Source organism: Kutzneria kofuensis, assembly GCF_014203355.1.
In the GTDB taxonomy this organism is placed as follows: Bacteria; Actinomycetota; Actinomycetes; order Mycobacteriales; family Pseudonocardiaceae; genus Kutzneria; species Kutzneria kofuensis.
Genome location: NZ_JACHIR010000003.1, coordinates 265290 through 275137, shown reverse-complemented (window position 1 = coordinate 275137; position 9848 = coordinate 265290). Strand labels below are relative to the sequence as shown.

Below are 9848 nucleotides of genomic sequence, written 5' to 3'. Positions count from 1 at the left end.
GCGGTTACGCGGGGCCAAGGCCGGGTATCACCACGCCCACGGCGTCCCGCACCAGGGCTACCCGAATGCGGGACTCGTGGGTCGTTCCCGCAGCCGGGGGGAGTTGGTCGCCGAGGTGTCAGTCGGCGTGGATGCCGGGGCGGTACTTGGGCACCCGCAGGTGGATCTTGGTGCCGGCGCCGACCGCCGTCTCGACCACCAGCCCGTACTCGTCGCCGTAGACCTGGCGGAGGCGCTCGTCGATGTTGCCCAGGGCGATGCCGGTCTGCTCGTCGGGCTCGCCGGCCAGGGTGCGGCGCAGCCGGTCCGGATCCATGCCGACGCCGTCGTCCTCGATGCTGATGTGGGCCTCGGCGCCGGCGTCGGCGGCCTGGATGGCGATGTGGCCGGGCCCGACCTTGCCCTCCATGCCGTGCCGCACGGCGTTCTCCACCAGCGGCTGCATGCACAGGAAGGGCACGGCGACGGGCAGCACCTCGGGGGCGATCTGCAGGGTGACCTGGAGCCGGTCGCCGAAGCGGGCGCGCTCCAGCGACAGGTACTGGTCGATGGACCTGAGCTCCTCGGCGAGGGTGGTGTACTCGCCGTGCCGCCGGAACGAGTAGCGGGTGAACTCGGCGAAGTCGAGCAGCAGGGTGCGGGCCCGCTCGGGGTTGGTCCGCACGTACGAGGCGATGGCGGTGAGCGAGTTGAAGATGAAGTGCGGGGAGATCTGCGCCCGCAGCGCCCGCACCTCGGCCTCGATCAACCGCTGCTTGGACCGGTCCAGCTCGGCCAACTCCAGCTGTCCGCCGGCCCACCGGGCGACTTCGTTGGCGGCGCGGACGAGCCCGGCGGCGGCCTCGACGGCGTAGGCGATGAGCACGCCGGCGATGCGACCGTCCACATGCAACGGAACCATCACCGCGAAGTGCAGCGGGCACTCGGGATCGTCGCACTCGACCCGCGTCACGTGGGAACGGCCGTGGGTGAACGCCGGCGCTATGATCTCCAGAACCTGATCCGAGTGTTGCTCACCTATGCCGTCCCAGGCCAGAACCCGTTCGCCGTCGGTCAAGGCCAGCGCCGGCGTGTCCAGCAGGGCACGGAGATGCGGCGCGGACCGGCGGGCGGCCTCGGGCACCAGCCCGGCCCGCAGCGGCGGCGCGGCGGACCAGGCCGTGTGCAGAGTCTCGTACGTGGCCCGGTCGATGGCATTGCCGGACTCGCGCAGCGCGCTCCGCAGCCGCCACAGCAAAGCCAGCACGGCAAGAGTCATCACGCACAGCAGCCCCGCCAGCACAGCGGTCGTCACGGCGTCTCCTCCTGGGCCAGCCCGAGCGCCTCCGGGGCGTGCAGCCGCACCATGGTCCGGTTCACCGAGGCCGGCACGGACCGGGGCGTCAGCAGCGACCCCACGATCATCACCGCGAAGCCCAGCGGCACGCTCCACGCCGCCGGCCGGCTGAGCAGATCGTAGACCAGCCCCGAACGCGGCGGGATCAGCAGCGTCACCAGCCCCGCCGCCAACGCCAGTCCCCCGCCGGCCGCCATGCCGGCGATCGCGCCGAACGGGGTGAGCCGCCGCCACCAGATCCCCAGCAACAGCAAGGGGCAGAACGACGACGCGGCGACGGCGAACGCCAACCCGACCACGTCTGCCAACGACATCCCGGAGACCAGCAGCGCCGCGCCGAACGGCACGACGGCCGCGAAGAACGCCGCCAGCCGGAACCCGCGAAGTCCCCGCAGCAGCAACACGTCCTGCGACAGCACGCCGGCAACCGACAACGTCAGCCCCGACGACGTCGACAGGAACGCCGCGAACGCCCCGCCGGCCACCAGCGCGCCGAGCAACTCCCCCAACGTGCCGCCGACGAGCCGGGACGGCAGTACCAGCACCACGGCGTCGGTCTGCCCGGTCAACAACAGCTCGGGCGTGTAGAGCCGCCCGAGGGCGGCATAGGCCGGCGGCAGCAGGTAGAAGACGCCGAGCAGGGCCAGCACGACGACAGTGGTCCGCCGGGCCTGCCGGCCGTTCGGGTTGGTGTAGAAGCGAACCACCACGTGCGGCAGACCCATCGTCCCCAGGAAGGTCGCGATGATCAGCGAGTACGTGACGTAGAACGGGTCGCCGTGTCCCTCGCCGCCCAGCGGCTGCGCCCACATCGCGTTCGTGTCGGTGGGAATGCCCTTCACCTGCGGCACAACGGAGTGAGCCGGAAAGTCCAACACAGCTCCGGCGGAAACCCGATGCGGTCCCGGCCCCAGCGACACCGTGGAGCCGGCCACCGAATGCCCGTCCACGGTGCCGTTCACGACCACCGACACCCGGGACGGCACCTCGACGTCCACAGTGGTCTGCACGGTCACCTTGGTGTCGCTGGAAAACACCGCCGGCACCGAGCCGTCCAGGGACGGCGCGCCCGCATCTCGCCACGCCAGCACCAGGAACACCACCGGCACCGCCAACGCGGTGAGCTTCAGCCAGTACTGCACGGCCTGCACGAAAGTGATGCTCCGCATCCCACCGGCCATCACGTTCACCGCGACCACCGTCGCCACCAGCAACGCTCCCAGCCACCCCGGCGCGCCGGTCACCGTCGTCAGCGTCAAACCGGCGCCCTGCAGCTGCGGCACGAGGTACAGCCACCCGATGCCGACCGACAGCACGCTGGCCATCCGCCGCACCCGCCGCGACTCCAGCCGCGCCTCGGCGAAGTCCGGCACCGTGTACGCCCCCGACCGCCGCAGTGGGGCCGCGACCAGCGCCAGCAGCACCAGATACCCGACCGTGTAGCCGATCGGGTACCACAGCATGTCGGGCCCGTACGCGAAGATCAGCCCGGCGACGCCGAGGAACGACGCCGCCGACAGGTACTCGCCGCCGATCGCCGAGGCGTTCCACCACGGCGACACGCTCCGCGACGCGACGAAGAAGTCCGAGGTCGTGCGGGAGATCCGCAGGCCGTAGCCGCCGATCAGCACGGCGGCGACGAGCACCAGGGCCACGAAGACCGCGGAGTAGGTGCTGCTCACCGGTCAGGACTGCTCGACTAGGTCGGCGAACTCCCGTTCGGTGCGCTCCACCCGCCACACGTAGTAGCAGCCGACGAGCACGACCACCGGGTACACCGCCAGCCCGAGCACCAGCCACGGCAGCGGCAGCCCCAGCACCACCACCGTCTTCGTCAGCGGGAACACGCTGAACAGCACGGGCAGCGCGGCCAGCGGCCCGCACACCAGCAGCACGACCAGCACGCCGAGGCGCAGCTGGGTTCGCATCAGCGACCGCATGTACAGCGCGCCGACCTCGGACTGCTCGTCGATCTCCCGCACGATCGGGTACGACCGCGACCGCCGCGCCGCCCGGGTCCACGGGCTGGTGACGACGACTCGCTTCGGCCGCTCGCCGTTCACTTGCCCGCTCGCATCGCGTGCGGCCGGGCCCGCTTGATCAGCAGGTCCCGGAGCTGCGGGGTGTGCCGCCGGCTCACGGTCAGCATCGCGCCGCCGATCTTCACCGACAGCTGCCCGCCGTCCAGCCGCAGCTCCTCGACGTGCGCCAGCGCGATCAGGTGGCTGCGGTGGATGCGCACGAAGCCGGCGTCGCGCCAGCGTTCCTCCAGCCCGGTCAGCGGCGTCCGGACCAGGTAGCTGCCGTTCGCGGTGTGCAGCCGCGCGTAGTCGCCCTGCGCCTCGGCGTAGCGCACGTCGGCCAGCCGCAGGAAGCGGGTGATGCCGCCCAGCTCGACCGGGATGACGTCGTCGGGCGTGACGGCCGGCGGCTCGGCCACCTGCTGCGCCGGCACGTGCACCGAACTGGCGATCACCTTGTGCGCCACCCGGTGCAGGGCCTCGGACAGCCGCTGCGGCCGGATCGGCTTGAGCACGTAGTCCAGCGCCTTCAGCTCGAACGCCTCCACAGCGGACTGGTCGTCGGCGGTGACGAAGACCAGCGCCGGTGGGCTGGCGAACCGGGTCAGCACCCGGGCCAGCTCCATGCCGTTGAGGCCGGGCATCTTGATGTCCAGGAACACGGCGTCGACCGGCCGGTCGGCGTCGGCGGCGCGGTGCAGCAGCCGCAGCGCCTCGGTGGAGTCCTGCGCGCCCTCGGCGGTGCCCACCCGCGGGTCGGCGCCGAGCAGGTAGACGATCTCCTCGAGCACGGGCAGCTCGTCGTCCACGGCCAGCACTCGCAGCGGCCGGGCCGACGGCCCGTCGCACTCCGGACACGACGCTGGACTCATGTCTCGCAACCTTAGTCACCACGCAACCCTGAGCGGCGGCCAGCAGGGGATCGACACTCGCCCCGGGCGGACGGGTCCGCCAGGGTGCTCACCCGTTCGGACGTATCGTACGTCCACAAGCCGCCCGCACGTCACCCAGGGCGATTTCGAGCTCCAGAAGTGCCTCTTCGGACCGCCTCCGGGCCACCTCGACCGAGGCGGCCGCGCCGGTCCCGGCCAGCCGTCTGGTCGGCGCCCGCAGCGTGGTCAATAGGTCGGTGAGCGCGCAGGCCATCCGGGCCGCGTCCGCGATCGCCGCCATCAGCTCCCGAGCGCTGCCCGGGCACGCGTCCGGGAGGGATAGATCCTCGTCCATCCGCACCGCCACTCCCCCAGATGTTCCACAGTGGACGACCGTCGAGCACACCAACAGTAGAGATGTAGCTTTCGGCGACACGACCGGCCGGGGTGCTTGCGCGCCGGACGACACCTGCCGCACGGTGTGCGGGGACGGGGGCGCGATCAGCGGGCGAGCGGTCGTGACGGTGTTGTCGAGGACGGTGACTGGCTTGGAGTATTCGGCGGTGGCGTCGCTGCGCGCGCTCGCCCAGGACAGCCCGGACCGAACACTGTTCACCTTCGTCGACGACGACGGCGCCGACCGCGTGTCGCTGACCGCCGCCGGGACCGTGGCCCGGGGCGAGGCGGTGGCGGAGTCCCTGCGGCGCTGGGGTTTCGAGCCCGGCGACCGCGCGGTGCTGGTCTACCCGCCCGGCCCGGAGTTCGTGATCGCCCTGGTCGGCTGCCTGATCGCCGGCGCCGTGCCGGTGCCGGTGTACCCGCCGGACCCGTTCCGGCTGCGCCAGACGCTGCCGGCCTTCGCGGCCGTGCTGGCCGACTGCCGGCCGCGGGCGGTGCTCACCACCAGGGCGTACGACCGGGCGCGCAGCGTCGGCGCGGTGGCCGGCGTGTTCGACCGGACGAAGCCGAGCTGGCCGCGGATCACCTGGCGGCACACCGACAACTGCCGCCCGGCGACTGCTCCGGTCGGGTGGCGTTCGCCGGTGGATCCCGACGAGCCGGCGCTGCTGCAGTACACGTCCGGCTCAACGGGATCGCCACGCGGAGTGGTCGTCACGCACGGCAACCTGATCGCCGAGGTCACCGCGAACGCCGTCGACCTGGGGCTGGGTGAGCGGGCGCGCGGCGTGTTCTGGCTGCCGCAGTACCACGACCTCGGCCTGATCAGCGTGATCATGTCCACGCTGGCCGGCAACGCGCACACCCGCCTGCTGTCGCCGCTGGCGTTCCTGCGTCGCCCGGCCGTGTGGTTCGAGGTGATGTCCCGGGTGCGGGCGACGCACACCGCGGCCCCGAATTTCGCCTTCGACCTGGCGGTACGCAAGACGACTGTGGAACAACGGGCCGGCTGGGACCTGGGCTCCGTCCGGGTGTTCATGTCGGCGGCGGAGCCGATCCGGCCGGACACCGTGGCGGCCTTCTTCGACGCGTTCGCCGGCACCGGCCTGCGCCGGGACGCCTTCTACGCCGCGTACGGGCTGGCCGAGCACACGGTCAGCGTCACCATGGGCGGCCGCGGCACGCTGCGCCTGGACCGGGTCAGCCTGGAAGCGGGCCGCGCGGTGCCGGCGCTGCCCGACCGGCCGGCGACGACCCTGGTCGGCTGCGGGCGGCTGACCAAGTTCGACGCCCGGCTGCGCATCGTCGATCCGGACACGCACGAGGTGCTGCCGCCGTGCCGGGTCGGGGAGATCTGGGTCAGCTCGGCGACCAAGGCCCTCGGTTACCACGGCCGGCCCGAGCAGACCGAGCGAACCTTCCGGGCCCGGGTGGCCGGCGGCGAGGACCCGACCCACTACCTGCGCACCGGTGACCTCGGTTTCCTGCACGGGGACGAGCTGTTCGTCACCGGGCGGCTGAAGGACCTGATCATCGTGCGTGGCCGGAACCTGCACCCGGAGGACATCGAGGCGAGCGTGCGCGACTGCCATCCGGCGATCCGGCCGGGCGGGGTGGCGGCGTTCTCGGTGCCGGCCGAGGACGGCGAGCGGCTGGTCGTGCTGGTGGAGACGCGGAACCGCCGGGCCGACGAGCGGGCGATCGTCGAGGCCGTGACGGAGTGCGTGCAGCGGGATCACCAGCTGGCGTGCGCACGGGTGGTGGTCGGGCCCCAGGGGTTGGTGCGCAAGACGACCAGCGGAAAGATCCGGCGCAGCGCGTGCCGGGAGGAGTTTCTGTCCCGGGAGGGCGTGCCCGCGTGAGGCGAGTTTGTGTTGTGGGGGCGGGAGTCAGCGGCCTGACCGTCGCCCGGGAGTTGGAGCGGCTCGGGCATGCCGTGACGGTGCTGGAAGCGGCCGGACATGTCGGCGGCAAGTGTGCTTCGGTGACGCTGGACGGGCACGTGTTCGATGTCGGCGGCCACGTGTGCACCGGCATGTACAAACGCCTGCGGGAACTGCTCACCGAGCTCGGCCTGTCCACTGAGGACATCACGCCGGTCACCCGGCAGCCGTTCCTCTCGCAGGAGGGCCGGCAGCGGTACAAGGAGCTGCGCGCCGAGCGGTTCCCGGACATCGCGACGGCCGGGTTGGCGCATTCGGCCCGTGCGCTGGCGATGCCGGCGCGGGAGTGGCTCACCGAGCTGCCGGAGTTCGAGGACGCGTTCGGGTTGGGCTACACGTCCTCCGGCTACGGCCGCCTCCGCGGCGATCTGCCGGCTCTGTACCTGGTCAAGTACGCCGAGATGACCGGCCTGCTGTGCGACCGGCTGACCCGCCCGTTCACCGTCGCCGGCGGCTTCGGGCAGGTGTGGGACCGCGTCGCCGCCTCGCTGAAGGATGTCCGTTGCGGGGTGACGATCTCCGCGATCCGCCGGCACGGCAACCGGGTGCTGGTGACCGTCGGCGCCGAGACGCTGCAGTTCGACGACCTTGTGCTGACGGTGCCGCTGGACCAGCTGTTGCCGGTGCTGGACGCCCGCGAGGACGAACGGGACATCGCGTCGAGGATCCGTTATCACGACTACCGCACGACGTTCTGCACCGCGCCGCACCAGCCGCGGCTCGCCTTCACGCTGTACGGCGACGTCTCGTTCCACCACCGGTATCCCGACAGCGAGGTGTGTGCCTGCTACTCCTACGGGCCGGCGGACGTCGCCGAGGTGTTCGAGGAGCGGCGGTGGAAGTACATGCCGCGCTTCGGCTGCGCCGACCTCGCCGACGGCATCTACGACAGGATCGAGGAACTCCAGGGCCGGCACCGCACGTATCACGTCGGCAGCCTGCCGGCGTTCGAGCTGGTCGAGTGCAACCTCGACTATGCCCAGGAGTTCGTCGCCCGCCACTTCGGCACCGACCTCACGGAGTGGTTGGCACGGCGCGTTTCCGCCGAAACCAAGCGCCCGGTCGACCCACACGCGCCGGTCGCGACGCTGGGTCTGGAGTCGCTGTCGATGGCGACGGTGCTGGCCGACCTGTCGGAGCGGCTCGGCTATCGGATTCCGCATTCGCTGCTGCTCGAACTGCCCACTTTGGACGCTGTCGCCCGGCATCTCGACGAGCACGGCGCCGAAGTCGCCCGACCGCAGAGCCTGGCGCTGGCGCTGACGCCGCCCCGGCCGTTCTTCTGCGTCGGCGGCGCGGTCGGCGCGGCCTACTACCTGCTGCCGCTGGCGCGGGCGATCGGCCAGCAGCAGACGTTCTATGCCTTGCAGAGCCCCGGTTTCGACGGCGTCGACGAGCCGCTGGACGAGGTGTCGGCACTGGCCCGGCGCCACGTCGAGGAGATCAAGGCGATCCAGCCGCACGGGCCGTACCTGGTCGGCGGGCACTCCTTCGGCGGCCTTGTGGCGTACGAGGTCGGCCGCGTGCTGCGGGCGCAGGGCGACGAGGTCGCGCAGGTGATCCTGATCGACACCTACCTGGCCGAGCCCGGCCAGCCCGAGCCGCCGGCCGACGACGTGGCCATCATCGAGGAACTGTGGCGGATGCGCACCCTCGCCTTCCGCGGCGCGGACGCCCCGCGCCGGCGCGTCGACCAGTCGCTCTCCCCCGCCGAGCAGCGCCGCGAGCTGGGCCGGTTCCTCGGCGCGAGCGGGCCGGCGGACGAGCACATCGCCGCCATCATGCGCGTCTACCAGGCCCAACTCGAAGCGGTCGTGCGCTACGAGCCGGGGCCGTCCGATCTTGCCGTCACATTGATCAAGGCCGCGGGCGGCTTCCCACAGGTGCTGTTCGACGACCGGCACATCCAGCTGCGCCTGGACGATCCGGCCAACGGCTGGGAACACGTGTCCCTCGGCCGCCTGTCGGTGATCACCGTGCCCGGCAACCACTTCACGGCGTTCGCGCCGCCGGACCTGACCGCGCTCGCCGCCGCCGTCCGCGACTGCATCACCCGGATCCCCGCGCCCCGACCGCCGGAGCAGGCCCGGATCGAGTCGAGCATCCACCTCAACCCGATGGACCCGGACTTCCTGCGGGATCCCTACCCCTTCTATCACCTGCTGCGCGACCTGGCGCCGGTGTACCGCGACGAGGCGCTCGACGGCTGGGTGCTGACCCGGCACGCGGAGGTGTCGGCGCTGCTCCGCGACCCGTCGGTGATCCGCCCGTCGACGTCGACGCTGCTGCCCCGGCTGCCCGCGGACGTCCTGGACGACCTGCGGCCGTTCATCGACTGGCTCGACTCCAGCCTGCCGTTCAGCAACCGCGAGCGGCACGAGCGCATGCGGCGGGTGCTGGCCGGCAGCTTCACCGGCCGGGCGATGGAGGCGTTGCGGGCCGACGTCGAGAAGACCGTCGCCGAGATGCTGGCCCAGATCGACCGGCCGGGGCCGGTGGAGTTCATGTCCGAGGTGGCGTACCCGTTGCCCGGCCGCGTGGTGATGGATCTCGTCGGCGTGCCGCGAGCCGACCAGCCACAAGTCGCACGGTGGGGTCGCGAGATCATGGCCGTGTTGGGTCAGGCCCAGTTCGGCGAGGATCCGGCGGCGGTGGCGTACCGGGCGATGGCCGCGGCCGACGAGCTGACCACGTACGTGCGCGGGCTGACCGTCGACGAGCGGTTCGCCGGCGGCTGGGCGAACGAGGACGAAATGGTCGCCAACGTGATCTCGCTGATCAACGCCGGCCTGGAGACCACCGCCAACTACATCGGCAACAGTGTGCTGGCGTTGCTGCGCAACCCCGACCAGTTCGAACTGCTGCGCACCGATCCGTCCATCGCCCGCACCGCCGCCGAGGAGCTGCTCCGCTACGACACGCCGGCCCCGATCATCACGCCGCAGCAGGCGACCGTCGACCTTGAGCTCGGCGGGAAGCGGATCAAGGCCGGTGAGCTGGTGTTTCCAGTGCTCGGCGCGGCCAACCGCGATCCCGGCCGCTACCCCGACCCGGACCGACTCGACCTGTGCCGGCCCGACGCCGCCGGGCACCTCACCTTCGGGGCCGGCGTGCACTACTGCATCGGCGCGGCGCTGGCCCGCATCGAGGGCCAGGTGCTGTTCCCGGCGCTGGCCGCGCGGTTCCCCCGGTTGCGGCTGGCCGAGGAGCCCGTGTTCCGGCCGGACCCGGCGCTTCGTGGCCTGGCCGGCCTTCCGTTGTCGACGCAGGGATAGCA

The 9848-nt window shown here is 71.8% G+C and carries 7 protein-coding genes; 2 read left to right on the top strand and 5 right to left on the bottom strand.

What is annotated here, in order from left to right; translation table 11 throughout:
- Positions 1 to 118: 118 nt before the first annotated feature.
- The 5 genes from BJ998_RS43475 to BJ998_RS43455 form a co-directional block, all read right to left on the bottom strand.
- Complete coding sequence (locus BJ998_RS43475; protein WP_312890667.1) at positions 119 to 1294, bottom strand: sensor histidine kinase; 1176 nt, start codon at positions 1292 to 1294, stop codon at positions 119 to 121.
- Entirely contained in the window at positions 1291 to 3018 is a 1728-nt protein-coding gene (locus BJ998_RS43470) for a sodium/solute symporter (protein WP_184870013.1), read from the bottom strand. The genes BJ998_RS43475 and BJ998_RS43470 overlap by 4 nt, the downstream gene beginning before the upstream one ends.
- A gap of 3 nt (positions 3019 to 3021) precedes the next feature.
- The gene (locus tag BJ998_RS43465; RefSeq protein WP_184870012.1) at positions 3022 to 3399 is read right to left on the bottom strand and encodes a hypothetical protein; all 378 of its coding nucleotides are present in this window, start codon (positions 3397 to 3399) and stop codon (positions 3022 to 3024) included.
- Complete coding sequence (locus BJ998_RS43460; protein WP_184870011.1) at positions 3396 to 4229, bottom strand: LytR/AlgR family response regulator transcription factor; 834 nt, start codon at positions 4227 to 4229, stop codon at positions 3396 to 3398. Before BJ998_RS43460 ends, BJ998_RS43465 begins: the two co-directional genes overlap by 4 nt.
- Positions 4230 to 4317: 88 nt before the next feature.
- Positions 4318 to 4584, bottom strand: coding sequence for a hypothetical protein (locus BJ998_RS43455; RefSeq protein WP_184870010.1), 267 nt, complete (start codon positions 4582 to 4584; stop codon positions 4318 to 4320).
- 193 nt (positions 4585 to 4777) lie between these two features.
- Between BJ998_RS43455 and BJ998_RS43450 the strand changes: the two genes are divergently transcribed.
- The gene (locus BJ998_RS43450) at positions 4778 to 6490 is read left to right on the top strand and encodes a fatty acyl-AMP ligase (RefSeq protein ID WP_184870009.1); all 1713 of its coding nucleotides are present in this window, start codon (positions 4778 to 4780) and stop codon (positions 6488 to 6490) included.
- A 14-nt stretch (positions 6491 to 6504) separates the two neighbouring features.
- Positions 6505 to 9846 (top strand): cytochrome P450, encoded by a 3342-nt coding sequence (locus tag BJ998_RS43445; RefSeq protein WP_221339628.1) that lies wholly within the window; start codon positions 6505 to 6507, stop codon positions 9844 to 9846.
- Positions 9847 to 9848 lie beyond the last annotated feature (2 nt).